The sequence below is a fragment of the Rhodoblastus acidophilus genome, from assembly GCF_900187365.1.
GTDB lineage: Bacteria > Pseudomonadota > Alphaproteobacteria > Rhizobiales > Beijerinckiaceae > Rhodoblastus > Rhodoblastus acidophilus.
This window is the reverse complement of the sequence record NZ_FYDG01000003.1, coordinates 1-21,572: the sequence shown is the minus strand read 5'-3', so window position 1 is coordinate 21,572 and position 21,572 is coordinate 1. Positions and strand designations below refer to the sequence as shown.

The window sequence follows — 21,572 nt, the reverse complement described above, 5'->3', positions numbered from 1 at the left end:
TTTCGTTACTGGAGCGCATCCATGAAAACCTTTCGTCTCGCCGTTGCTTTCGCCGCCGCCTGCGCCGCCCTGCCCGCCGCCGCTCAGGGCGTTCAGGTCGGCGCCCTGACCTGCGACACCTCCGCCGCCATCGCCATGATCGTGATGCAGCGGCAGGACATTCGCTGCGTGTTCGCGCCGGCCGACGGCGGCCCCGTCGATTATTACAAGGGCCATCTCGACGCCTACGGCCTGACCATCGGCGCGATCGCGCGCGGCAAGCTCGCCTGGGCGGTGCTCGGACCGGCGCAGGCCGCGCCGCACGGCGCGCTGGCCGGCTCCTATTCGGGCCTCGGCGCGCAGGTCGCGTTCGGCGGCGGCGGCGGCGTCAATCTGCTGGTTGGCGACACCAACCGCGTGTTCACGCTGCAACCGCTGTCGGCGGAAGGCCATGTCGGCGCCAATGTCGCGGCCGGCGTGGCGCGGGTGACGCTGAAACCCGCGCCCGAATCGCGTCCGCGCCGGTTCTGGGACCGCTGGGACGATTGATCCCGGCGTTTCACCAATAGTGGCGGTGGAATCCCCAGCCGACGCCATAATACATGCCGGGCGGCCCCCAGAACGGATCGTAACCCGGTCCGTAATAGGCCCCGTAGAAGACGTGGCGGCGGCGAACCTCCTCCACGTCGTAGCCCTTGTTCAACATGCAGTCGCCATAGAGCTGGTCGAAATGGCGTTGCAAATCGCCCTGCCCGGCGGCGGCCTCGGCGTCGGTCACCGATTTCGCCTTGGCCTTGCAGACCGAATCGTCGCGGCCGAATTTGGCCGCGCTGACCTTTTCGTCGGCGAGCGCGCTGACGCGATGCGGTTCGGTGGGGGGAACGCTGGCGCAAGCGCCGAGCAGCGCGCAAAGCGCCAGAGAAGCAGCAATTTTTTGATTCATAGCCAAGCCTTGCCTGAGGCCTGACTTTTCGCACGCGCGTCAAGCGCGGACAAGCGCAGGAACGCAACAGCCCAAAAGAGATTGGGCTATTCGCGCTCCTCGTCGGGGGTCACGTCCTCATGCGCATAGCCAAACGCGGCCAGCGCCTCCTCCAGATAATCCGGCAGCAAGGGTTCGCCGAGCAGATAGGTCGCCGTGGGGCTCTCGCGCCGCTCGCGCGCCTGCGCCAGGGCGTTCGCCCATTCCTCGCGCTCGAAATCGCCGCGCCCGATCCACAGCAGCGCCACCAGCGCCGCCGATTCCTCCTCGTCCAGCGCGGCGAGATATTGCGTCAGTTCGGCGCGCACCGGGGCGTCGGCGCTGTCGGTGAGAATGGCGCGCTCGCCATCGTCGGACGCGTTGGAGGCGTCGGCGGACGCGCCCTCGTCCTCGGCGAGCAATTCGCGCGCCTTGACAATGACATAGCCAACCTTTTCCGGGTTGATCTCGTTGAGGTCGCTGGGACCGTCCTCGATCACGCGCATCTTGTTCCCGGCCATGCCGCCTCGCCTGCTGATTGGGGTGCAACCCGCAAGAAACGCCTTGACCGTCGTCATGTTCCGGCGCCGCTCAGCTTGCACGGCCCCGGCAAGCCTGTTACCTATATCGTTCGAGCCAGGGGGTGCTGCCGGAACTTTCACCGTGCGGCTGAGATCATACCCATCGACCTGATCTGGATAATGCCAGCGCAGGGAGGCGAGCGCGAGGCCGCGTCATCTTCCCTGCCATAACAATGCACGGGAGCGCGCGATGAACGTCCATACCCCTCGACAGCCTTCGAGCGTCACCACCGGCCCGCTGCCCGGCTCGCGAAAAGCCTATGTCACGCCGTCCTGCGCCGACATGCGCATCCCCTTCCGCGAAATCCTGCTCGACCCCGCCTCCGGCGAGCCGCCGCTGCGGGTTTACGACCCCTCCGGCCCCTATACCGAGGCGCAGCCGCATATCGACCTCGCCACCGGCCTGCCGCAGATCCGCGACGGCTGGCTCGCCAGGCGCGAGGGCCTGGAGACCTATGCGGGACGCGCGGTGAAAGCCGAGGACAACGGCAACGTGTCCGATGAAGCCTTGGCCGAGCCCTGCCCCGCCCGCCGCGCGCCGCGCCGGGGCGTTGGCGCGCTCGTCACCCAGTATGAATTCGCCCGCGCCGGGATCATCACCGAAGAAATGGTCTATGTCGCGCACCGCGAAAACCTCGGCCGCGAAGCCGCGCTGGCGGGCGCCGCCGAGCGCCGCGCCGACGGCGAATCGTTCGGCGCGCAGATACCCGATTTCGTGACGCCGGAATTCGTCCGCGCCGAAATCGCGGCGGGCCGCGCCATCATCCCCGCCAACATCAATCACACCGAGTTGGAGCCGATGATCATCGGCCGCAACTTTTTGGTGAAGGTCAACTCCAATATCGGCAACAGCGCCCTGACCTCCTCGGTCGCCGAGGAAGTGGAGAAAATGGTGTGGTCGATCCGTTGGGGCGCCGACACCGTGATGGATCTCTCCACCGGCCGCAACATCCACAACATCCGCGACTGGATTCTCCGCAACGCGCCGGTTCCGATCGGCACCGTGCCGATCTATCAGGCGCTGGAAAAGGTCGGCGGCGACGCGCTCAAGCTCGACTGGGAAGTTTTTAAGGACACGCTGATCGAGCAGGCCGAACAGGGCGTGGATTATTTCACCATCCACGCCGGCGTGCGCCTGCAGCACGTGCCGCTCACCGCCAGCCGCACCACCGGCATCGTGTCGCGCGGCGGTTCGATCATGGCGCGCTGGTGCCTGTCCAAGCACCAGGAAAGTTTTCTGTACGAGCGGTTCGACGAGATTTGCGACATCATGCGCAAATATGATGTTTCGTTCTCGCTCGGCGACGGGTTGCGCCCCGGCTCCATCGCCGACGCCAACGACGCCGCGCAATTCGGCGAGCTCGAAACCCTGGGCGAGCTGACCAAAGTGGCTTGGGACAAGGGCTGCCAGGTGATGATCGAAGGCCCCGGCCACGTGCCGATGCACAAGATCAAGGAGAACATGGACAAGCAGCTGCGCGAATGCGGCGAGGCCCCGTTCTACACCTTGGGCCCGTTGACCACCGACATCGCGCCCGGCTACGACCACATCACCTCAGCGATTGGGGCGGCCATGATCGGCTGGTTCGGGACCGCCATGCTCTGCTATGTCACGCCCAAGGAGCATCTGGGCCTGCCCGACCGCGACGACGTGAAAACCGGCGTCATCACCTATCGCATCGCCGCCCACGCCGCCGACCTCGCCAAGGGGCATCCCGGCGCCCGGCTGCGCGACGACGCCATGAGCCGCGCCCGCTTCGACTTCCGCTGGCAGGACCAGTTCCACATCGGCCTCGACCCGGATACGGCCAAGCAGTTCCACGACGAGACCCTGCCCAAGGAAGCGCATAAGGTGGCGCATTTCTGCTCGATGTGCGGCCCGAAATTCTGCTCGATGAAAATCACGCAGGATCTGCGGCAGGAAGCCGCCGCGATGCAAAATGAAAAAGATTTGGCCGAAAAGGGCATGGCCGAAAAGAGCGCCGAGTTTTTGGAAAAGGGCGGCAAGCTCTATCTGGAAACCTGACGCGATTGGCTTTGGCTGATCCAGTCGACGACTAGACTGGATCAGCGGTCAAACTTGCGCGGCATCAGCCACGCGAGCAAGGCGGCCCCGCCGAGCAACAGCGGGACGTCGCCCAGCAAATGCGCCAGATTGTGCGGCGGATGATCGAACGATTGCACCGCCATCACGGCCCCGTGGGCGGCGCTGGACCAGATCGCGAACCAGATCAGACTGCGATGTTGCAGCGGATTGCGCGCCGCGATCAGCAGAAAAATCCCGAGCACGAAATAAACGGCGCAGATCATTTCGAAATAATACGAGCGCGCGCCCGTTTCGTGCCACAAGAAACCCGCAGGCCACCAATGGGAGAGCGGCCAAAGCGTAAGCGCGAACAAACCGCACGCCGCCAAGGCCAGCCGCAGAAATAAAAGCTGTACTGCTTCGGTCATGGGATCCATCCTATCCTTCCCTATGGCCGTCGTCTTCTCCGGTCGATCTGCTAAGCTGATCCCAGGAGGAGACGATGGAATCGACGACACAGGATGCGCCCCACGGCGATTTGACGGTAAAAATCATTGCGATGCCGGCGGACACCAACGCCAACGGCGATATTTTCGGCGGCTGGGTGCTGTCTCAGATGGATGCGGCGGGCGGCATTTGCGGCGTCGACCGCGCCGGCGGCCGGGTGGTGACGATCAAGGTCGATACGATGACCTTCATCCGCCCGGTGAAGGTCGGCGACGTGCTCAACGTCTATACGGCAGTCGAGTCGATTGGCCGGACATCGATGAAGATTCACATCGAGGCCTGGGTCAATCGCTTCATCACCAACAAGCTGGAGAAGGTGACGGATGCGACCTTCACCTTCGTCGCCATCGACGACGCCGGCCGCCCGCGTCCGATCCCGCGGGAATCGGGGGCGATATTGCCAGCGCCTCCGATTTCGGTCTAAAAGGCGCATCCTATTTTGCGCCTCCGGGTGCGAACGCCGCCGGCGCGCCGTCGGCGCGGTGGGGCCGGTAGCTCAATGGTTAGAGCCGGCCGCTCATAACGGTCTGGTTGCAGGTTCGAGTCCTGCCCGGCCCACCACGGTTTTCAGCGACGCACAAGCCTCCGACGCCTGCGGCAGGCGACGCGGCCCTCCCCCATTCGTCGCCGTTTGATCAAATTGCGGCAATCCCTGAACTGTTCGCGCCATCTCGGCGTTTGAGGGACTGCGGACCATGCGCCGGCGACGGTCGCGCGGCGCGGTCGACGTTACGCTCGTCCTGAAACAATTGCCCGAAAGGCCCACCCTCATGCCGACCACCATAACGCAGTTCTACGCCTCTGAAAAACAGGCCAGCGACGCCGTCGCCGCCTTGAAGAAAGTCGTCAGGGACGACCGCATCAAGCTGGAGCGGAGGCGCCTGGGAAACACCTCGGTGACGGTCGAAGCGGAGCCGGACAAGGCGATCACGGCCCTCCAGATTCTCAACGAGTCCAGCCCGGCCGCGCCTCCGCCCTCGGGCATCCGCAACAACCCGACGCCCCTCTCCAGCCTGTTGCATCTCCCGGTGCTGTGGAATCACGAGCCTCGTGTGACCCTGATCGACGACCCCGCGCCGTTGTCCAGATTTTTGGGCCTGCGCACGCTGATCAAAGACTGACCGGTTCGGCGCGCCCGCTCCAACTCCCGGCGCCGCCTCCTGTGGAGACGGCGATCGCGATGACGCCCCCCCCGTTTTTGAGTCCAATTCCTTTGACGCGACGGCTTCGACGGCCGGCGCGACTCCCGCCCCGCCCAAGCTCCAACCCAAACGCAACGTCCGCGTCCTACGCAAGCCGCGCGGGCGCCCGTTCGGTACAGGCCGCAAACCGTGCGGCAGGTCAAGGCGCTGCTCTGGCGTCCGAACGATGATCGTGGCAGGTTGGAGGACAAGACCGGCGATCAAGACCGGCAAACAGCGGGGAGGAGGCAAAAGTGTTCCAGAGCCGTATTCACGGCCGGGGCGGCCAGGGCGTCGTCACCGGGGCGGAAATGCTCTCGGTCGCCGGCTTCATGGAGGGGCGGCACGCCCAGGCTTTTCCCAGTTTCGGATCCGAACGCACCGGCGCGCCGGTGGTGGCGTTCTGCCGAATCGACGACAAGGAAATCCGGCTGCGCGAGCCGATCCAGGATCCGGATTGCGTGATTCTGCAGGACCCCACCCTGCTGCGCTTGTCCGACGTGACGTCCGGCCTGCGCCCTGACGGCTATCTGATCGTCAACACCACCAAAACATTCGACGATCTCCACCTGCGCGCGCTGGTGGACAAACTGCCGCCGGGCCATGCGGTGATCGTGCCGGCGACCGAACTGGCGTTAAAACACGTCAGGCGCGCCGCGCCCAACGCCGCGCTGCTCGGCGCCTTCGCCGCACTGACCGGCCTCGTCCATTTCGACAGCGTTTTACGCGCCATCCATCAAGCTTTTCCGGGCAAGGTCGGAGACGCCAACGGCGCCGCCGCCCGCGAAGCTTACGATCTCGTCAGGACTCAGGAAAACGCCAGTCACGAACGCGCCGCCCTTGCGTAAGGAGCATCGATGCTGAAACAGATCGAAGGGTCCCACGCCATGGCCGAGGCCATCGCGTTGTGTCGGCCCGAAGTCATTTGCGCCTATCCCATCACGCCGCAGACCCATATTGTCGAGGGCGTGGGCGAACTGGTGAAGTCCGGCGCGCTGCAAAATTGCGAATTCATCAATGTCGAGAGCGAGTTCGCCGCGCTCTCGGTGGCGATCGGCGCCTCCGCCGCCGGCGCCCGCGTCTACACCGCCACGGCCTCGCAGGGCCTGCTGTTCATGGCCGAGGCGGTTTATAACGCCGCCGGCCTCGGCCTGCCGATCGTCATGACCCTGGGCAACCGCGCCATCGGCGCGCCGATCAACATCTGGAACGACCATTCCGACGCCATGTCGATGCGCGACGCCGGCTGGATTCAGCTGTTCGCCGAAAACAACCAGGAGGCGGTCGACCTGCACATCATCGCTTTCCGGCTGGCGGAGGAGCTGTCGATGCCGGCGATGGTCTGCGTTGACGGTTTCATTCTCACCCACGCCTTCGAGCGCGTGGACATCCCGGATCAGGCGCAGGTGGATTCCTTCCTGCCGCCCTATGATCCCGTTCAGGTGCTCGACCCCGAGAATCCCGCCTCGATCGGCGCCATGGTCGGTCCCGAGGCTTTTACGGAAGTGCGGTTTCTCGCCCATTACAAGCAGCGGCAGGCGCTGCGGCTGATCCCGGAATTTTGCGAGGATTTCGCCAAAACCTTCGGGCGCGCGGCGGGCGGCCTGCTGCGGCCCTATCGGACGGACGACGCCGAAACCATCGTCGTCGCCATGGGCTCGGTGGTCGGCACCATCAAGGATGTGATCGACGAAATGCGCGACGCGGGGGAGAAGATCGGCGCGGTCGCGCTGGTGTCCTACCGCCCCTTCCCGGTCGAGGCGCTGCGCGACATTCTCAAACACGCCAAGCATGTCGTGGTGGTGGAAAAGTGCATTTCCGTCGGCGTCGGCGGCCCGCTCGCCGACAACACCGACGGCGCGCTGCGCAACCTGCGCGACCGGCCCAAACTGCATTCGGCCATCGCCGGGCTGGGCGGGCGGCCCATCACCCGCGAATCCCTGAAAAAGCTGTTCCACGACGCCGTCCACGCGCCCTGGATCGGGCCGTTCTTCCTCGACCTCAACGAGCGCGTGGTCGGCCGCGAAATCCATCGCGGACGCAAGGTGCGGCGCGCCGGCTCGACCGCCGAAAACATCCTGAAACAGCTCGCGTTGGCGAGCCATCTGCCGCCGGGTTGAGGGAGAAAATCATGACGGACAGCACGCACGCCCAAAATCCGGCGCCGTCCCTCAAATATTATCAAAAGGGCACGTTCACCGTCGGCAACCGCCTCGTCGCCGATGCAGAGCGCGCGGTGCAGTCCTCGCCCGAGCGCAGCAACGCGCTGACCTCGGGCCATCGCGCCTGCCAGGGCTGCGGCGAGGCGCTCGGCGCCCGCTACGCCATCGACGCGGCCATGCGCGCCACCGGCAACGACATGATCGCCGTCAACGCCACCGGCTGTCTCGAAGTCTTCACCACGCCCTATCCCGAAACGTCCTGGCAATTGCCCTGGCTGCATTCGCTGTTCGGCAATGCGGCGGCGGTGGCCACCGGGGTCGCGGCGGCGATGCGCGTGAAGGGCAAGAAAACGCGGGTGATCGCGCAGGGCGGCGACGGCGGCACCACCGACATCGGCTTTCAATGCCTGTCCGGCATGTTCGAGCGCAACGACGACGTGCTTTACATCTGCTACGACAATGAGGGCTACATGAACACGGGGGTGCAGCGCTCCTCCGCCACGCCGCCCGCCGCGCGCACCGCCACCACCCCGGCGCTCGGGCCGGAGCCGGGCAATGTGTTCGGCACGGGCAAATTCGTGCCGAAAATCGCCGTGGCGCATAACATTCCCTATGTCGCCACCGCGACAGTGGCCGACCTGCACGATCTGGAGCGCAAGGTCATCAAGGCCATGGGCATCCACGGCGCCCGCTACATCCAGATCAACGTGCCCTGCCCGCTCGGCTGGGGCGCGCCCTCGTCCGATACGATCAAGCTGGCGCGGCTCGCGGTGGAATGCGGGCTTTACCCGATCTTCGAGGCCGAGCACGGCCGCATCACCGCCGCGCGCAAAATCCGGCGGCGGATTCCGGTGCGCGACTATCTGATTTTGCAAAAGCGTTACGCGCATCTGTTCCGCAACGGGGAAGACGATCCGCGCGTCGCCAGACTGCAGGCGATCTGCGACGCCCATATCGCGGATTACGGATTGCTCGGCGACGACGAAGCGTGAGGCGATGGCCATGGATCATGATTTCGCGATCACTCTGGACGTCGGCTCGTCGGCGGCCAATCACACGGGATCGTGGCGGACGTTCCGGCCCGAATATGTCCGGCGCCTGCCGCCCTGCAACGCCGCCTGCCCGGCCGGCGAGGACATTCAGGGCTGGCTGAGTTTCGCCGAAGCCGGCGATTACGAAGCCGCGTGGCGGGCGCTGACGCAAAACAATCCGCTGCCCGCCGTGATGGGCCGCGTCTGCTATCACCCCTGCGAAACCGCCTGCAATCGCGGCGCCATCGACGCCGCCGTCGGCGTCAACGCCGTCGAGCACTTTTTGGGCGACATGGCGCTGGCCAAGGGCTGGAAGTTCACGCCGCCCGGGCACAAAACCTGCACCAAGGTTCTGGTGGTCGGCGCGGGGCCGGCGGGCCTGTCCGCCGCCTATCACCTCGCGCTGCTGGGCCACGCCGTCACGATCAAGGAGGCTGGCCCCGCCCCCGGCGGCATGATGCGGTTCGGCATCCCGAAATACCGGCTGCCGCGCGACGTGCTCGACGCCGAAGTCGCGCGCATTTGCGATCTCGGCGTGCGCATCGAGTACAATCAAAAAGTCTCCGACCTTCAGGCGACCATGGCCGAGGGCGGTTTTGACGCGGCCTTTCTGGCGGTGGGCGCCCATATCGCCAAGCGCGCCTACATCCCGGCGGGCGAGGCGACGAAAATCCTCGACGCCGTGCAGGTGCTGGCCTCGATGGAGGGCGAGGAGAAACCGCTGCTCGGCCGCCGCGTCGTGGTCTATGGCGGCGGCAACACCGCGCTCGACGTGGCCCGCACCGCCAAGCGCCTTGGCGCCGAGGAAGCCATCATCGTCTATCGCCGCACCCGCGAGAAAATGCCCGCGCATGATTTCGAGCTGGAGGAGGCGCTGGAAGAAGGCGTGATGTTGAAGTGGCTGTCCACCATCAAGCACGTCGCGGCCGGCTCGATCACCGTGGAAAAGATGACGCTCGACGAGACCGGCTTCCCGCAGCCGACCGGCGAATTCGAGACGCTGGAGGCCGATTCCGTCGTGCTGGCGCTGGGCCAGGATGTCGATCTGTCGCTGCTCGACGGCGTGCCGGGCCTCGAAATCGAGAATGGCGTGGTCAAGGTCGGCCCTGATATGATGACCGGCGCGTCCGGCGTTTTCGCGGGCGGCGACATGGCGCCTTCCGAGCGCACGGTGACAGTGGCGGTCGGCCACGGCAAGAAAGCCGCCCGCGCCATCGACGCGTTCTTGCGCGGCGGGATTTACACGCCGGGGCCGAAGCACGAACTCGCCAGCTTCGAAAGACTCAACAGCTGGTATTACGGCGAGGCGCCGCAAACCGTGCGTCCCACGCTGGAAATCGCGCGGCGTTCATCGACTTTTGAGGAGGTGGTGCGCGGCCTCGACGAGAGCACCGCGCTCTACGAGGCGCGGCGCTGCCTGTCCTGCGGCAATTGCTTCGAATGTGACAATTGCTATGGCGTCTGCCCGGACAATGCGGTGATCAAGCTCGGCCCCGGGCAGGGGTTCAAGTTCAACTACGACTTCTGCAAGGGCTGCGGCCTCTGCGCCAGCGAATGTCCCTGCGGCGCGATCGCCATGGCGCCGGAGGAAATCTGACGCGCATCGCCGGGCGTTGGAACGCCGGCGAGGCTCCGTCCGTTTCGGTTAGGGCGCGCGTTTCCCACGCGCCCCAGCGAGAGGGACGAGGCGATGAGCATGACCGTCGGCGATTTCATCGTGGCGCGCCTGCGGGCCTGGGGCGTGAAAAAAATCTTCGGCTATCCCGGCGACGGCATCAACGGCGTGTTCGGCGCGCTGCGCCGCGCGCAAGAAAAGGGCGGCGACGGTTCGATCCAATTCATCCAGGCGCGCCATGAGGAAATGGCGGCGTTCATGGCGAGCGCCTACGCCAAATTCACCGGGGAGCTCGGCGTCTGCATCGCCACGTCGGGACCGGGCGCAACCCATCTGCTCACCGGTCTTTACGACGCCAAGCTCGACCACCAGCCGGTGCTGGCGCTGGCCGGCCAGCAGGCGCGCACGGCGCTTGGCGCGCATTACCAGCAGGAACTTGACCTGCAATCGCTGTTCAAAGACGTGGCGAGCTATGTCGAAACCGCCAGCGCGCCGCCGCAGGTGCGCCACCTGATCGACCGCGCCGTCCGCACCTCCCTGGGCGGGCGCTGCGTGTCGGCGCTGATCTTCCCCAACGACCTTCAGGACCTGCCCTACGCCGATCCGCCGCGCAAACATGGCGCAGTGCTCTCAGGCGTCGGCTATAGCGCGCCCAAAATCGTACCGTTCGAGCAGGATCTGCGCCGCGCCGCCGACGTGCTGAACGCAGGCAAGAAGGTCGCGATGCTGATCGGCGCCGGCGCGCTCAACGCCACCGACGAGGTCATCGCCATCGCGGAAAAGCTCGGCGCCGGCTGCGCCAAGGCGCTGCTCGGCAAGGCGGCGCTGCCCGACGACCTGCCGTGGGTGACCGGCGCGATCGGCCTGCTCGGCACGCCCGCCAGTTCCCGCATGATGGCGGAATGCGACACGCTGCTGATGGTCGGCTCGGGCTTCCCCTATTCCGAATTCCTGCCGAAGGAGGGCCGCGCGAGAGGCGTGCAGATTGATCTGCAACCGAACATGCTGTCGATCCGCTATCCAATGGAGGTCAACCTCGTCGGCGACGCCCGGGAGACGCTGAAAGCGCTGCTGCCGCTGCTGCAGGAAAAATCCGACCGCTCCTGGCGGCAAACCGTCGAAAGCCATGTGCGCGAAAGCTGGAAGACGCTGGAAAACCGCGCGGGGCAAAAGGCCAACCCGGTCAATCCGCAGCGCGTCACATGGGAGCTGTCGCCCCGCCTGCCGGACCGCGCGATCATCACCAGCGATTCCGGCTCCTGCGCCAACTGGTACGCGCGCGATCTGAAGATGCGGCGCGGCATGAGCGCGTCGCTGTCGGGCGGGCTGGCCTCGATGGGCGCGGCCGTTCCCTACGCCATCGCCGCGAAATTCGCCCATCCCGACCGCCCGGTGATCGCGCTGGTGGGCGATGGCGCGATGCAGATGAACAATATGGCCGAACTGATCACGGTGGCGAAATACTGGCGCGAATGGACGAACAGGCAGTGGATCGTCTGCGTGTTCAACAACGAGGATCTCAATCAGGTCACCTGGGAGCAGCGCGTGATGGAGGGCGATCCCAAATTCGTGGCGTCGCAACAAATCCCCAACGTGCCCTACCACAAGTTCGGCGAGCTGATCGGCTTCAAGGGTTTTTACGTTGACGACCCCGAACAGGTCGGGCCGGCCTGGGACGAGGCGCTGGCCGCGTCCGTTCCGGTCGTGCTGGAAATCAAGACGGACCCGGACGTGCCGCCGCTGCCGCCGCACTTCACGCTCGATCAGGCGCGCAAGTTCATGTCCATGCTGACGAAAGGCGACGATCGCGAAGGCGGAATCCTGCGCGAAACCGCCCGTCAGGTTCTCAGCGGCGTTTTGCCGCGCGACAAATAGCGCGCCGCCTGATGCGCACGCGGCGCGCGCTAACGGCGTTCGAGCTGGCCTTTCGCCACCGCCTGCCAGACGCGATCGACATCCTTGTCATGGCAATAGATCACGTCGAAGTCGGGCATGGCGCCGTCAGCGAGTTCGGTCAGCGAGCCGCGCCACACGATCACCCCTTTGTCGGTGCAGGTGGCGAAGCCCTGACGTTCGTGTTCGCTGGCGTCGATCTTCCAGTTTTGCTCTGGCGGTGAGTTCGCCATCGTTCACTCTCCCCTTTTTTGCGAACGATAGAATGAAATCCTTCCGCGGCAATGCGTTAAATCATTGTTGCCAGCTGGAGGAGGTTTCCTCCGCAAACTTCTCGGTCTCCCTGAGGCGCTTGTCGAGGCTCAACAGCCGACCGTAAAGGTCGAAAATTTCCCGCTTGCTGAGCCGGTTCGGCGTATGCGCGTCGCGGCGGCTGTTGGAATGGGCGGCGATTTCGGCCCAATAGGTCCGGTCGCCGAGCAATTCCGCAATGCGCGCATTACCGGAAATCATGTCGTCGAGCAGCGCGACGCTGATCGTCGTCACAGCGCCCGCCGCCGTGACGACGCGGACATATTCGAACTGTCTCCAGCTCTCGTTGGACAGCGGTTTCCAAACCAAATGACCCGACCTTAGTTGTTGATTCGTCTGGGCCAATGGTATTGACGCATGACTATAGGTCAAGCTGTGGCGACTACCCAAGCTTGTTTACGAAGGCTGGGGAGGCCGCGCGCGCGGCCCGATCAGCGCCCGGCGCGCCAGCGGACGAAGGCCGCGCCCGCCGCAAAACAAGCGAGGGCGGCGAGGGCGGCGGCCCCCGCGCGCGCCAGATCGCCGGAGATCGCCGGCGCCCAGTCGGCGGCCTCGCCGACGAAGCGCCCGGACACGCGGTGCAGATCGGTGATCGGCCGGTCGAGATTGTCGGCGCGGTCCGGTTTCGCCCGCGTCGCCGACATTTGCCCGGTCAGCGCGACCCGACCCAGATAGCGGTCGAGCAGCCCGGGCGCGACGGCCTCGCCGAGAATGGCCAGAAAAGTCGGGAGTCCCAGCCAGATTTCGCGGGCGTCGCCGCCGGCGGCGCGGAAGACCGCCTCCGCCGCCACGTCGGGCCGGACCGGCCGCCCCGCAGGGCGCGGCGCGAAGGGAATGTGAATGCGCGCCCAGTCGAATTGCGGCGTGTTGACGGCGGGCAGTTCGACCGTCACGACCGTGATCCCCGATCCCTCGGCGATCAACTCGGTCCGCAACGCGCTGGTGAAACCGCGAATGGCGTGTTTCGCCGCGCAATAGGCGGCCTGCAGCGGGATGCCGCGATAGGCCAGCGCCGAGCCGACCTGCACGATCCGCCCGCGCCCGCGCCCCTCCTCTCGCCCGCGCATCGACCGGAGCGCGGCCTGCGTCCCATGGGCGTAGCCGAGAAAGCACACCTCCAGCACGCGGCGCAGCTCCGCCGGGCTGATGTCGACGACGCGGGCGAACACGGTCTCCATCGCGTCGTTCACCCAGATGTCCACCGGCCCGAGCGCGCGCTCCAGCCGTTCGGCGGCGCCGAACAACGCCTCGGCGTCGGCGACGTCGGCGCTCTCGCACGCCGCCGCCTCCGCGCCGATCCGCAACAGGTCGTGACGCGTGTCCTCCAACGCCGCCGCGTCGCGCGCGATCAGGCCGATCCGGTCGCCCGCGCGGGCGAAGCGCTCGGCGGCGGCGCGCCCCACGCCGGCCGAGCCGCCGGTGATGATCACGACACGCCCCATCGGTCCGCCCTCCTCAGCTTCCGGAAGGAAACGCCGCCGCGAAGACCGCGTTCCGCTCGCCGTCCCGGCATGGCCGCGCGCGAAGAGTCCGGCGCATATTGTCGATGCGCAAACGAAAACACGGGTATGACTATTTTATAAAATGTGCTTATCTGCCCACGGTCTCGCCGGAGCCTCGCCATGCGCCTTCCGTGTCTTCCCCTCGCCTCGCTCCTTGTGGGCGCGGCGTCGCTCCTGACGGCGCCCGCGCCGGCCCTGGCGCATTTTCAGGAAATCCTCCCCTCGGCCGATGTGCTGCCCGAAGGCGGGGCGGTGACGCTCGATCTGGTCTTCACCCATCCGATGGAGCGCGGCCCGACCATGGAAATGGCGAGGCCGAGAAGCGTCGGCGCGCTGATCGACGGCAAGACCGTCGATCTCACCAGCGGCCTCGCCGAGAAAAAGGTCGAGGGCAAAACCGCCTGGACGCTTTCCACCCGGCTGGACAAGCCCGGCGCCGCCGTTTTCTTCGTCGAGCCGCAACCCTATTGGGAGCCGGCCGAAAAAACCTGGATCTCCCATTTCGCCAAAGTGGTGGTGGACGGCTACGCCTCCGGCGAGGGCTGGGACAGGCTGGCCGGCCTGCCGGTCGAGATCGAGCCGCTGACCCGCCCCACCGGGCTGTGGACCGGCTCGCTGTTTCGCGGCCTCGTCCGCCACGACGGCAAGCCCGCGTCCTCGGCCGAAATCGAGGTGGAATGGGCCAATGACGGCTCGGTGCGGCCGCCCAACGACGCCTTCGTCACCCAGAAGATCAAGGCCGACCCCAACGGCGTGTTCGCCTTCGCGCTGCCGCGCGCGGGCTGGTGGGGCTTCGCCGCCCTGATCGACGGCCCCCCGGCCAAGGCGCCGGACGGATCGCCCGCCAAGACCGAACTCGGCGGCCTGTTCTGGGTCAAGGCGACGGACATGACGTCCGCGCCGGCCTCGGCCGCGAAATAGGGGCGGCGCATGGCCCATATCCCCGACGGCGTCCTGTCCTTTCCCGTGCTGGCGGGCGGCGCGGCCCTGGCCGTCGGCGGCGTCGCGCTCGGCCTGCGCCGCATGGACGAGGCGGAGATTCCCAAAACCGCCATTCTCGCCTCGACCTTTTTCGTCGCCTCGCTGGTGGCCGTGCCGGTCGGGCCGTCGAGCGTGCATCTGCTGCTGTCGGGGCTGATGGGGCTGGTTCTCGGGCTGCGGGCCATTCCCGCCGTGTTCGTCGGACTGCTGTTGCAAGCCGTGCTGTTCGGCTTCGGCGGGATCACGTCGCTGGGCGTCGATCTGGTCGATATCGCCTTTCCCGGCGTCGCCGCCGCTTTGATCGCCCGGCCGGCGCTGGCGCGGGCGCAGGGCTGGCGCGTCGGCGCCCTTGGGGCGGCTGTGGCGGCGGCGGGCGTCGCGGGAACGGCGGCCTGCGTGTCGCTCGCCCTGGCGCTGTCCTCGGCCGACTATGTCCCGAGCCTGCGCGTGATCGCCCTCACCTATATTCCGCTGGCGCTGGCGGAAGCCGCGCTGACCGGCGGAGTCGTCGCCTATCTCAAGCGGGTCAAGCCGGAAGCCTTGGGGCTGGCGGAGGAAGCCGCCGCATGAGCGCGCCCCGGCTCCTCCCGCTGGCGCTCCTGCTCACCCTCGGGCTAACGACGAGCGCCAGCGCGCATCGGCTCAAACTGTTCCTAACGGTCGAAGACGGCGCGCTCGGCGGCTACGCCTTCTTCATCGGCGGCGGGCGGCCCTCCGGCGCCGACGTCATCGTCAAGCAGTCCGGCCGCGAGGTCTATCGCGGCAAGACCGATGATCACGGCGATTTCCGCTGGAAGCCGCCCGCCCCCGCCGATTATTCGGTGACGATCGACGCCGGCGACGGCCATTGGGCCGAAGCCGCCGTGACGGCGGATCGTCTCGGCGGCGCCGAGGCGCCCTCCCCGCCGGTCGAAACCGCCCCGCCGCCGCAAGCCGCGCCCGCTTGCGCGCCAACCGATGCGGCGGCGCAGGCCAAGCTGATCGAGGCGCAAGTGGACCGGGCCGTGGCGCGCCAGTTGCGGCCCCTGCTGGAAGCCTATGATCAGGCGGAAGGCCGCGTGCGATTCAACGATGTCATGGGCGGGATCGGCATGATCGTCGGCCTCGCCGGCGCCGGCCTCTGGGCCAGCGCGCGGCGCCAAAAACGCAGGGACGACGGCCATGGCGACTGAGGCGCTGTTCTGTTGCGACGAGGCGCAGGCCCGCCCCTGGCTCGACCGGCTCGACGCGCGCGCGCGCATCGTCGCGGCGCTGGCGATCGTGCTGTGCGCCGTTGCGATCCGCTCGCCCTGGGTGCTGCTGGCGGGCGCGCCGCTGCTGCTCGGCTTCGCCCTGGCCTGCGGCCTGCGCGGCGGCGAAATCCTCGCGCGTCTGGCCCATGCCGAAGGTTTTCTGCTGGTCCTGCTGCTAATGCTGCCGCTCACCGTCCCCGGCCCGGCCTGGGCGACGCTCGGGCCGCTGGAATTTTCGCGCCCCGGCGTCGAGCGCGCCGTGATGATCCTGCTGCGGGTCAACCTGTCGGCGTTGGCCGTGCTGACCCTGCTGGCCGGACTGGAGCCGAGCCGCTTCGGCCACGCCCTCGCCCGCCTCGGCGTCCCCGAAAAACTGGCGCACCTCCTGCTGTTCGCCGCGCGCTGGACCGAGTTGGTGCGGCAGGAGGCGCGCCGGCTGCACGACGCGATGCGGGCGCGGGCGTTCCGCGCCTCCACCTCGGCGCACAGCTGGCGCACGCTCGGCCATTTCACCGGGCAATTGCTGCTGCGCGCGCTGGAGCGGGCCGAACGCGTCGACGAGGCCATGCGCTGCCGGGGCTTTTCCGGCCGCTTCGCGCTGGTGTCCGACGAGCGTTTTCGCGCCCGCGATCTGGTCTTCCTCGCCGGCCTCGGCTGCGTGCTGCTGGGCGGGCTGCTGGCGGACCGCGCGGCATGACGGCGCTGCTGCGGCTCGACTCGGTCACCGTCTCACGCGGCGGACGCGCCGTGCTGCGCGACGTCTGCCTAGAGGTGTTCGCGGGCGAACGGCTGGCGCTGGTGGGCGACAACGGCGCCGGCAAGACCACGCTGCTGCGCACGTTGGTCGGGCTGGAGAAGCCCAGCGGCGGCCGGGTGATCGCCTTCGGCGCCGAATGTCGCTGTGAGAAGGATTTTCGCCCGGTCCGCGCCCGCGCCGGCTTCCTGTTTCAGGACCCCGACGACCAATTGTTCTCGCCCACGGTGATCGAGGATGTCGCCTTCGGCCCGCTGAATCTGGGTTTAAACCAGCGCGACGCCGTGCGGCGCGCGGAGGAGACGCTGGAGCGGCTGGGGCTGGCGCATCTGGCGCGGCGCGTCACCCATCGGCTGTCGGGCGGCGAAAAGCGTCTGGCGAGTCTGGCGGCGGTGCTGGCGATGCGGCCCGACGCGCTGCTGCTCGACGAGCCGACCAACGCGCTCGACGCAAGCCATCTGGCGCGGCTGACGGAAATTCTCCAAACACTCGACGTCGCCATGGTCCTCGTCAGCCACGACCGCACGTTTCTGGGAAAGCTGGCGACGCGCGCCGCGTTGCTCCGGGACGGGCTGCTGACGCCCGCCACGCTGCACCGCCACCCGCACAGCCATGAGCATGTCCACATCCACGGCTTGGACGAAGGCCACGCTCATGCGCATGAAAACAAGGATCAGCCGCCCTCGCGCACGTGAGAATGGGCGTGCGCCTGCGCCGTCTCGCCGCCATGGGCGTGGGTTTCCGAGGCGACCTCGACCGGAATGATCATCAGCTGACCATGGCGCACGCCGCGCTCGGCGATGACATGATCGGCGAAATGGCGCACTTCGGCGCCGGCGCCGCGCAACACCGCCACCTCCAGACACGAATCATGGTCGAGATGGACGTGGAGCGTCGCCACCGACAAATCGTGATGGTGGTGCTGGGTATGGGCCAGCCTTTTGGCCAGCGCGCGGGTTTCGTGGTCGAACACATAGGCCAGGGCGGCGACGCAGGCGCCCTCCGGCTCCGGCGACGCCCGATGGGTCAAGCCGGCGCGCGCCAGATCGCGCAAGGTTTCCGAGCGGTTCTGATAGCCCTTCTCACGCTGGAATTTGTCGATTTCGGCCACGAGATCGTCGTCCAGAGTGATGGTGATTCTCTGCATCCCGCCTCCCCGCGCCGCTAGCGGCCGCCCAACAGCCCCCGGCAATGTGCCAGAGCGGCGCCCGCATGGCCATAGCCGCCGCCCCGCCGCCGCCCTATCTTGGGAAAAAACACCGATCGAACGGCGCCGCAGGGCATGTTGAGCATCTCGGATCTTCGCACCCGCATTCTAAAACCCGTCAGCCTCGACCTGGATGCGGGCGCCTGCGTCGCCGTGCGCGGGCCGTCCGGCTCCGGCAAAAGCACGCTGCTGCGCGCCATCGCCGATCTCGACCCCAATGCGGGCGAGGTCCGGCTTGACGGGCGCTCCCGCGACGCCATGCCGGCGCCGGACTGGCGGCGCCGCGTGATCTATGTGGCGGCGGAGCCGGGATGGTGGGCCGACACCGCCGCCGAACACTTTCCGTCCGGCGCCGACGCGGCCGCGCTGGCGGAAGCGGCCGGCTTGCAAAAGGACATCGTTTCGCGCCCGATTGCGGCCCTTTCGACCGGCGAACGCCAGCGCCTCGCGTTGATTCGCGCCCTGGCGCGCAAGCCCCGCGTCCTGCTGCTGGACGAGCCGACGGCGGCCCTCGACGGCGAGGCGCGCGACCGGATGGAGGGCCTCGTCGCCGCCTTCCGTCGCGACGGCGGCGCCGCGCTGTGGGTGGCTCATGACCCCGATCAGGCCGAGCGTGTCGCCGACCGGACCTTGCATCTGGATCAGGGAGACGCGCGGGCATGACGTCGTTCGAACTGGACTTCGGCGCGCTGGCCGCCGCCTCGGCGCTGATTCTCATCAATGCCGGCCTGTCGCTGGCGCTCGAACTCGGACTGGCGCGCCGGCTGCTCGTCGCCGCCCTGCGCATGACCGTGCAACTGGCGCTGATCGGCCTCGTCCTCACCACTTTGTTCAGCCATGTCTCGCCGCTGTGGACCGGGCTGGCGGCGCTGGCGATGATCGGCTTCGGCGGCGCCGAGATCGCCAGCCGCATCGACCGGCCGCTGGCCGGCGGCTGGTCGTTCGGCCTCGGCGCGTCCTGCATCGCCTCGTCGGCGCTGGTCGCGCTGGTTTTCGCGCTCGGCGCGCGGCTCTATCCCGGCGCGTGGTACGATCCGCGCTATGCGATCCCGCTGCTCGGCATGGTGCTCGGCAACGCTATGACCGGCATCGCGCTCGGCCTGAACACGCTGACGCAGGCGGTCACGGCGCAAAAGGCCGGGATCGAGGCGCGGCTGGCGCTGGGGGACGACCGCCGCCGCGCCCTGCTGGGGCCGGTGCGCCAGGCCGCGCGCAACGCGCTGCTGCCGACGATCAATTCGATGGCGGCGACCGGCCTGGTGTTCCTGCCGGGCATGATGACCGGCCAGATCCTCGCCGGCGCCGAACCCGGCGCGGCCGTCAAATATCAGCTGATGGTGATGTTTTTAATCGCCGGATGCACCGGCGTCGGCGCGATCGTCGCCATCCTGTCCGGCGCGGCGCGGCTGACCGACGCGCGCCACCGGCTGCGGCTGGACCGGCTGGCGGCGGAGCGGCGCGACTGACGCCGCTCGCGGCGGCGCCGAGCCAAAACGTCAAAAGCCGCACCCTCGCGGATGCGGCTTTTTGAATGGTCGGAGTGGCGGGATTCGAACCCACGACCCCTAGTCCCCCAGACCTTGAGCTTAAGTCTTTTTCCGCTTTTGTTTCAGCTTGTTGTCTCTTTCTGACTCGGCGCTGTGGGGACTAATGTGGGGAATCGCTGCATCGAGCGCGTCGCGCAACTCGTCATCGAGGACGTGTGAATAAAACTTCGCCGTGGTCTCGATTCGCGCGTGGCCTAGCTGGCGCTGTGCGGCCTTCAACCCTTTGACCCGGGTCATGGCGGAGCCAACCGTGTGGCGGGCGTCGTGGAAGCGGACGTTCAGGCCGATGCGCGCGACCGCACGCCGGAAGGCGCTTTTCAGCCCCGTGTAGGTCACCGGGTAGCGCCCGCCCAGGACAAGCTTCTTGTTGGCGTTCTTGCCGCCTCGTCGCCGGCAGACATAGGTAAAGACGTGCGTTTCGTCCCTGCCCTGCTGGGCGGCGAGGATCGCCATGGCGGCGCGGCCGAGGATCACTTGCCGCTCGCCGCCGCCTTTTTGGACTAGCGTGGCCTTGGCCCCGCCCATGTCGATCTGCGACCAGCTCACGAAGCATTCCGCGAGGCGAAGGCCGGTGGCGAGGGCGAACAGCCACATATCGCGATAGCCGTCGCCCATCTTGTTGGCGATCGCGACTTGGTCGACGCGCTTGACCTCGGCCCCGATGGTTTCGCGTTCCTTGAGCCGGTGGTTCGACCAAGTCGGCTCATCCGGGAAGCGGATTTTCCATGCCGTGCGCGCGTGGCCGAACACTTTCCGCAAAGCGTCGACGGTGGTGCGGTTCACCGTGCCATTCTGAATTCGGGCCGTTTTATCCTTGCCCCAGGCTTTTTCGCCCCGGCGCAACGCCACCCAGGCGGCGACATCCGCATCGCGGATGTCGGCCATATTGGTGGCGGCGCCGAAATGGTCGACCATGCGTTCCAGGTTCTTCCAGACGGTGTCCGAGCCTGCGAGAAACTGGCCTTTTTCCTGCCAGTAGCGGGCGACGGCGGCGCTCAGGGTCAGATCGCCCTGGCCCCGGAACGCCTTATCGGCCGTCTGGTGGCGCTCTATTTGCCGCGCGGCATCTTCCTTGCGGGCGCGCTCTTCGAATTCCGCTTCTCGGCGGCTCGTTTTGCCCGTAGAGCCTCGAAATCGAACACCTTGAAGCTGGAAATCGTATTGGAAATAGGGGGAGTTTTTCCGCTTGAAGACGGACATGCTTTCCTCCGTCGCTCGGTCGCGAAGGCTTCAAGGTCGGCCGGGTCGAACACCATGCGGCGCCTTTTGGCCTGCGGCCTAGCAAGATCAATATAAGCGAGTTCGCCGGCATCCACGCAAGCCCGGAGGCTGCGCTCGCACATACAGAGCCGTTCCGCGGCTTCCTGAAGCGAGAGAAGCTGGTTCATTGATGTTCTCGCGTTTCGTCCTGTAAGTTCAGTTCCCAGAGCTTTTGCAGCTCGGCTTCGTCGGGCTCAGGCATCCCCCAGCGCTCGAAATTCCTTCGATACCAATCATCGAAAGACTTGGGCCTGGGCGCCGCCTCCTGGCGGTCGCGCGGCGTCACGTGACCTCGCGCACCGGGATATGCTTCGCCGCAAGCGCGGCGCGGATCTTCGCGCCGTCGTGCGGGTGGCAATGCACCGTGTCATAACCGCGCGCATGGCGGAGATCGGCAAAGGCGCCACGCCAGACAATGGCCGGGGTGGCTGTGCGCGACGTTGCGACCACATAGCCGGGCGTCGCGTGGGCGGATTCGTTGAGGGCGAGACAGAGCGTCATGCCGGGAACTCCCGGTGCTCGCGGCCATCGAGAAGATGGCCCGCGCGGCGCTTGCCGACGCGCCAGACGTCAGGCTCGTCATCAAATGTCATGGTTTCGCTTTCGCGGACGGTCACAGGGCGTTGGCGCCATTGACCGCCGAAGAACCATGCTCCGGTTTCAGTCTTCGATTGCATGTCATCGTCGATCGCTTCACCCGGCGCCCATTCGCCCCATTGCTTGAAAAAATAGGCGGTCTCGGACATGGCGCATTGGTCGCGCAGGGACCGGAACCAATCGGGATGCGATGGCCGCGCGTTGGGGCCGCTCTCGCCGCCGGTGATGATCTGATCGAGCGGGC

27 protein-coding genes, 1 tRNA gene and 1 pseudogene are annotated in these 21,572 nt (G+C 66.9%); 17 read left to right on the top strand and 12 right to left on the bottom strand.

Features of this window, described 5'->3' with window-relative positions; genetic code table 11:
- Positions 1–21 precede the first annotated feature (21 nt).
- Positions 22–528, top strand: coding sequence for a DUF992 domain-containing protein (locus CFB24_RS08415; RefSeq protein ID WP_088520168.1), 507 nt, complete (start codon positions 22–24; stop codon positions 526–528).
- Positions 529–538: 10 nt separating this feature from the next.
- Here the strand turns inward: CFB24_RS08415 and CFB24_RS08410 are convergent, their stop codons facing one another.
- Together CFB24_RS08410 and CFB24_RS08405 are read right to left on the bottom strand one after the other, a co-directional pair.
- Positions 539–922 carry a hypothetical protein gene (locus tag CFB24_RS08410; RefSeq protein WP_088520167.1) on the bottom strand — a complete coding sequence of 128 codons (384 nt, stop codon included), beginning with the start codon at positions 920–922 and terminating at the stop codon, positions 539–541.
- Between the two features lie 86 nt (positions 923–1,008).
- Complete coding sequence (locus CFB24_RS08405) at positions 1,009–1,461, bottom strand: DUF3775 domain-containing protein (protein WP_244593225.1); 453 nt, start codon at positions 1,459–1,461, stop codon at positions 1,009–1,011.
- A 250-nt stretch (positions 1,462–1,711) separates the two neighbouring features.
- Between CFB24_RS08405 and thiC the strand changes: the two genes are divergently transcribed.
- Positions 1,712–3,547: a phosphomethylpyrimidine synthase ThiC gene (gene thiC, locus CFB24_RS08400; protein WP_088520166.1), complete on the top strand. Its 1,836-nt coding sequence runs from the start codon at positions 1,712–1,714 to the stop codon at positions 3,545–3,547.
- A gap of 41 nt (positions 3,548–3,588) precedes the next feature.
- On the opposite strand, the gene CFB24_RS08395 is transcribed toward thiC, so the two are convergent.
- On the bottom strand, positions 3,589–3,975 hold the full coding sequence (locus CFB24_RS08395) for a DUF6632 domain-containing protein (protein ID WP_088520165.1): 387 nt from the start codon (positions 3,973–3,975) through the stop codon (positions 3,589–3,591).
- A 74-nt stretch (positions 3,976–4,049) separates the two neighbouring features.
- Between CFB24_RS08395 and CFB24_RS08390 the strand changes: the two genes are divergently transcribed.
- The 8 genes from CFB24_RS08390 to CFB24_RS08355 all read left to right on the top strand — a co-directional run bounded on the left by CFB24_RS08390 (position 4,050) and on the right by CFB24_RS08355 (position 11,918).
- Positions 4,050–4,478, top strand: coding sequence for an acyl-CoA thioesterase (locus tag CFB24_RS08390; RefSeq protein WP_088520164.1), 429 nt, complete (start codon positions 4,050–4,052; stop codon positions 4,476–4,478).
- A 61-nt stretch (positions 4,479–4,539) separates the two neighbouring features.
- Positions 4,540–4,615, top strand: a tRNA-Ile gene (locus tag CFB24_RS08385).
- Positions 4,616–4,824: 209 nt separating this feature from the next.
- A complete protein-coding gene (locus CFB24_RS08380) occupies positions 4,825–5,175 on the top strand; it encodes a hypothetical protein (protein ID WP_141098391.1) in 351 nt (116 codons plus the stop codon).
- A 314-nt stretch (positions 5,176–5,489) separates the two neighbouring features.
- Positions 5,490–6,083, top strand: a complete 594-nt coding sequence (locus tag CFB24_RS08375) for a 2-oxoacid:acceptor oxidoreductase family protein (protein ID WP_088520162.1) — start codon at positions 5,490–5,492, stop codon at positions 6,081–6,083.
- A gap of 9 nt (positions 6,084–6,092) precedes the next feature.
- Complete coding sequence (porA, locus tag CFB24_RS08370; protein WP_088520161.1) at positions 6,093–7,355, top strand: pyruvate ferredoxin oxidoreductase; 1,263 nt, start codon at positions 6,093–6,095, stop codon at positions 7,353–7,355.
- An 11-nt stretch (positions 7,356–7,366) separates the two neighbouring features.
- Positions 7,367–8,389: a thiamine pyrophosphate-dependent enzyme gene (locus CFB24_RS08365; protein WP_088520160.1), complete on the top strand. Its 1,023-nt coding sequence runs from the start codon at positions 7,367–7,369 to the stop codon at positions 8,387–8,389.
- A 10-nt stretch (positions 8,390–8,399) separates the two neighbouring features.
- A complete protein-coding gene (locus CFB24_RS08360) occupies positions 8,400–10,025 on the top strand; it encodes an NAD(P)-binding protein (protein WP_244593226.1) in 1,626 nt (541 codons plus the stop codon).
- Positions 10,026–10,118: 93 nt separating this feature from the next.
- Positions 10,119–11,918, top strand: a complete 1,800-nt coding sequence (locus CFB24_RS08355; RefSeq protein ID WP_088520158.1) for a thiamine pyrophosphate-requiring protein — start codon at positions 10,119–10,121, stop codon at positions 11,916–11,918.
- Positions 11,919–11,947: 29 nt separating this feature from the next.
- Here the strand turns inward: CFB24_RS08355 and CFB24_RS08350 are convergent, their stop codons facing one another.
- The 3 genes from CFB24_RS08350 to CFB24_RS08340 form a co-directional block, all read right to left on the bottom strand.
- On the bottom strand, positions 11,948–12,169 hold the full coding sequence (locus CFB24_RS08350; RefSeq protein ID WP_088520157.1) for a hypothetical protein: 222 nt from the start codon (positions 12,167–12,169) through the stop codon (positions 11,948–11,950).
- A 61-nt stretch (positions 12,170–12,230) separates the two neighbouring features.
- Positions 12,231–12,557 carry a hypothetical protein gene (locus CFB24_RS08345; protein ID WP_088520156.1) on the bottom strand — a complete coding sequence of 109 codons (327 nt, stop codon included), beginning with the start codon at positions 12,555–12,557 and terminating at the stop codon, positions 12,231–12,233.
- 122 nt (positions 12,558–12,679) lie between these two features.
- Positions 12,680–13,690, bottom strand: coding sequence for an SDR family oxidoreductase (locus CFB24_RS08340; protein ID WP_088520155.1), 1,011 nt, complete (start codon positions 13,688–13,690; stop codon positions 12,680–12,682).
- Positions 13,691–13,870: 180 nt separating this feature from the next.
- Between CFB24_RS08340 and CFB24_RS08335 the strand changes: the two genes are divergently transcribed.
- The 5 genes from CFB24_RS08335 to CFB24_RS08315 are packed head-to-tail and all read left to right on the top strand — an operon-like array spanning position 13,871 to position 17,412.
- Positions 13,871–14,671 (top strand): DUF4198 domain-containing protein, encoded by an 801-nt coding sequence (locus tag CFB24_RS08335; protein WP_088520154.1) that lies wholly within the window; start codon positions 13,871–13,873, stop codon positions 14,669–14,671.
- A 9-nt stretch (positions 14,672–14,680) separates the two neighbouring features.
- Entirely contained in the window at positions 14,681–15,301 is a 621-nt protein-coding gene (gene cbiM / locus CFB24_RS08330) for a cobalt transporter CbiM (RefSeq protein WP_088520153.1), read from the top strand.
- The gene (locus CFB24_RS08325) at positions 15,298–15,903 is read left to right on the top strand and encodes a cobalamin biosynthesis protein CbiM (RefSeq protein WP_088520152.1); all 606 of its coding nucleotides are present in this window, start codon (positions 15,298–15,300) and stop codon (positions 15,901–15,903) included. The genes cbiM and CFB24_RS08325 overlap by 4 nt, the downstream gene beginning before the upstream one ends.
- Positions 15,893–16,660: a cobalt ECF transporter T component CbiQ gene (gene cbiQ, locus CFB24_RS08320; RefSeq protein WP_088520151.1), complete on the top strand. Its 768-nt coding sequence runs from the start codon at positions 15,893–15,895 to the stop codon at positions 16,658–16,660. Before CFB24_RS08325 ends, cbiQ begins: the two co-directional genes overlap by 11 nt.
- Positions 16,657–17,412: an energy-coupling factor ABC transporter ATP-binding protein gene (locus tag CFB24_RS08315; RefSeq protein WP_088520150.1), complete on the top strand. Its 756-nt coding sequence runs from the start codon at positions 16,657–16,659 to the stop codon at positions 17,410–17,412. The genes cbiQ and CFB24_RS08315 overlap by 4 nt, the downstream gene beginning before the upstream one ends.
- Here the strand turns inward: CFB24_RS08315 and nikR are convergent.
- Positions 17,391–17,864 carry a nickel-responsive transcriptional regulator NikR gene (gene nikR, locus CFB24_RS08310; protein WP_088520149.1) on the bottom strand — a complete coding sequence of 158 codons (474 nt, stop codon included), beginning with the start codon at positions 17,862–17,864 and terminating at the stop codon, positions 17,391–17,393. The genes CFB24_RS08315 and nikR overlap by 22 nt on opposite strands.
- A gap of 135 nt (positions 17,865–17,999) precedes the next feature.
- Here nikR and CFB24_RS08305 point away from each other — a divergent pair, with 135 nt between their 5' ends.
- Both CFB24_RS08305 and CFB24_RS08300 read left to right on the top strand, forming a co-directional pair.
- On the top strand, positions 18,000–18,587 hold the full coding sequence (locus CFB24_RS08305) for an ABC transporter ATP-binding protein (RefSeq protein WP_088520452.1): 588 nt from the start codon (positions 18,000–18,002) through the stop codon (positions 18,585–18,587).
- Entirely contained in the window at positions 18,584–19,390 is an 807-nt protein-coding gene (locus tag CFB24_RS08300) for an ABC transporter permease (protein WP_088520148.1), read from the top strand. Before CFB24_RS08305 ends, CFB24_RS08300 begins: the two co-directional genes overlap by 4 nt.
- 120 nt (positions 19,391–19,510) lie before the next feature.
- On the opposite strand, the gene CFB24_RS08295 is transcribed toward CFB24_RS08300, so the two are convergent.
- The 5 genes and pseudogenes from CFB24_RS08295 to CFB24_RS08285 form a co-directional block, all read right to left on the bottom strand.
- Complete coding sequence (locus CFB24_RS08295; RefSeq protein WP_088520147.1) at positions 19,511–20,671, bottom strand: tyrosine-type recombinase/integrase; 1,161 nt, start codon at positions 20,669–20,671, stop codon at positions 19,511–19,513.
- A 20-nt stretch (positions 20,672–20,691) separates the two neighbouring features.
- Positions 20,692–20,859, bottom strand: a pseudogene (locus CFB24_RS24055) (helix-turn-helix domain-containing protein); the annotation flags it as partial.
- Positions 20,856–21,017: a hypothetical protein gene (locus CFB24_RS23025; RefSeq protein WP_158255242.1), complete on the bottom strand. Its 162-nt coding sequence runs from the start codon at positions 21,015–21,017 to the stop codon at positions 20,856–20,858. The pseudogene CFB24_RS24055 and the gene CFB24_RS23025, both read right to left, overlap by 4 nt.
- Positions 21,014–21,232, bottom strand: coding sequence for a hypothetical protein (locus CFB24_RS08290; RefSeq protein ID WP_088520146.1), 219 nt, complete (start codon positions 21,230–21,232; stop codon positions 21,014–21,016). Before CFB24_RS08290 ends, CFB24_RS23025 begins: the two co-directional genes overlap by 4 nt.
- Positions 21,229–21,572, bottom strand: a 344-nt coding sequence (locus tag CFB24_RS08285; protein ID WP_141098390.1) for a DUF5131 family protein, incomplete at its 5' end; no start/stop codon positions are given. The genes CFB24_RS08290 and CFB24_RS08285, both read right to left, overlap by 4 nt.

What these genes read in the sequence shown, in the direction of transcription:
- CFB24_RS08415 (WP_088520168.1), top strand. Translation starts at nt 22, where the DNA reads ATGAAAACCTTTCGTCTCGCCGTTGCTTTCGCCGCCGCCTGCGCCGCC.
- CFB24_RS08410 (WP_088520167.1), bottom strand. Translation starts at nt 922, where the DNA reads ATGAATCAAAAAATTGCTGCTTCTCTGGCGCTTTGCGCGCTGCTCGGC.
- CFB24_RS08405 (WP_244593225.1), bottom strand. Translation starts at nt 1,461, where the DNA reads ATGGCCGGGAACAAGATGCGCGTGATCGAGGACGGTCCCAGCGACCTC.
- thiC (WP_088520166.1), top strand. Translation starts at nt 1,712, where the DNA reads ATGAACGTCCATACCCCTCGACAGCCTTCGAGCGTCACCACCGGCCCG.
- CFB24_RS08395 (WP_088520165.1), bottom strand. Translation starts at nt 3,975, where the DNA reads ATGACCGAAGCAGTACAGCTTTTATTTCTGCGGCTGGCCTTGGCGGCG.
- CFB24_RS08390 (WP_088520164.1), top strand. Translation starts at nt 4,050, where the DNA reads ATGGAATCGACGACACAGGATGCGCCCCACGGCGATTTGACGGTAAAA.
- CFB24_RS08380 (WP_141098391.1), top strand. Translation starts at nt 4,825, where the DNA reads ATGCCGACCACCATAACGCAGTTCTACGCCTCTGAAAAACAGGCCAGC.
- porA (WP_088520161.1), top strand. Translation starts at nt 6,093, where the DNA reads ATGCTGAAACAGATCGAAGGGTCCCACGCCATGGCCGAGGCCATCGCG.
- CFB24_RS08365 (WP_088520160.1), top strand. Translation starts at nt 7,367, where the DNA reads ATGACGGACAGCACGCACGCCCAAAATCCGGCGCCGTCCCTCAAATAT.
- CFB24_RS08360 (WP_244593226.1), top strand. Translation starts at nt 8,400, where the DNA reads ATGGATCATGATTTCGCGATCACTCTGGACGTCGGCTCGTCGGCGGCC.
- CFB24_RS08355 (WP_088520158.1), top strand. Translation starts at nt 10,119, where the DNA reads ATGAGCATGACCGTCGGCGATTTCATCGTGGCGCGCCTGCGGGCCTGG.
- CFB24_RS08350 (WP_088520157.1), bottom strand. Translation starts at nt 12,169, where the DNA reads ATGGCGAACTCACCGCCAGAGCAAAACTGGAAGATCGACGCCAGCGAA.
- CFB24_RS08340 (WP_088520155.1), bottom strand. Translation starts at nt 13,690, where the DNA reads ATGGGGCGTGTCGTGATCATCACCGGCGGCTCGGCCGGCGTGGGGCGC.
- CFB24_RS08335 (WP_088520154.1), top strand. Translation starts at nt 13,871, where the DNA reads ATGCGCCTTCCGTGTCTTCCCCTCGCCTCGCTCCTTGTGGGCGCGGCG.
- cbiM (WP_088520153.1), top strand. Translation starts at nt 14,681, where the DNA reads ATGGCCCATATCCCCGACGGCGTCCTGTCCTTTCCCGTGCTGGCGGGC.
- CFB24_RS08325 (WP_088520152.1), top strand. Translation starts at nt 15,298, where the DNA reads ATGAGCGCGCCCCGGCTCCTCCCGCTGGCGCTCCTGCTCACCCTCGGG.
- cbiQ (WP_088520151.1), top strand. Translation starts at nt 15,893, where the DNA reads ATGGCGACTGAGGCGCTGTTCTGTTGCGACGAGGCGCAGGCCCGCCCC.
- CFB24_RS08315 (WP_088520150.1), top strand. Translation starts at nt 16,657, where the DNA reads ATGACGGCGCTGCTGCGGCTCGACTCGGTCACCGTCTCACGCGGCGGA.
- nikR (WP_088520149.1), bottom strand. Translation starts at nt 17,864, where the DNA reads ATGCAGAGAATCACCATCACTCTGGACGACGATCTCGTGGCCGAAATC.
- CFB24_RS08305 (WP_088520452.1), top strand. Translation starts at nt 18,000, where the DNA reads ATGTTGAGCATCTCGGATCTTCGCACCCGCATTCTAAAACCCGTCAGC.
- CFB24_RS08300 (WP_088520148.1), top strand. Translation starts at nt 18,584, where the DNA reads ATGACGTCGTTCGAACTGGACTTCGGCGCGCTGGCCGCCGCCTCGGCG.
- CFB24_RS08295 (WP_088520147.1), bottom strand. Translation starts at nt 20,671, where the DNA reads ATGTCCGTCTTCAAGCGGAAAAACTCCCCCTATTTCCAATACGATTTC.
- CFB24_RS08290 (WP_088520146.1), bottom strand. Translation starts at nt 21,232, where the DNA reads ATGACGCTCTGTCTCGCCCTCAACGAATCCGCCCACGCGACGCCCGGC.